This is a genomic window from Shewanella electrica (genome assembly GCF_022321485.1).
Lineage (GTDB): Bacteria > Pseudomonadota > Gammaproteobacteria > Enterobacterales > Shewanellaceae > Shewanella > Shewanella electrica.
On the sequence record NZ_JAKOGG010000640.1, the window covers coordinates 1 to 246 of the forward strand.

Annotated in this window: 1 protein-coding gene; it reads right to left on the minus strand. The window is 63.8% G+C overall.

Annotated features, from left to right (window positions below):
• Positions 1-233: Ig-like domain-containing protein (locus L9G74_RS21680; protein ID WP_326521533.1), on the minus strand; the 233-nt coding region annotated here is incomplete at its 3' end.
• Positions 234-246: the final 13 nt, after the last annotated feature.

Consider the following 246-nt stretch of genomic DNA (forward strand, 5'->3'; position numbering starts at 1 on the left):
GTCGCTTGGGCCGTGAGGCTGTGTGCACCGTCGGGGAACGATGTCGTATCCCAGGAAGCACCATAAGGGGCCGTCGTGTCCGTACTCAACAACCCACCATCCACGAAGAACTGCACCTGCGTCACGCCGGTGGGATCGGATGCACCCGCCGAGATCGTCACCGATCCGGACACGGTTGCGCCATTGGCCGGACTGGCAACGTTCACCGAAGGCCCCGTGTTGTCCACAGTCACGTTGACGGCCGCG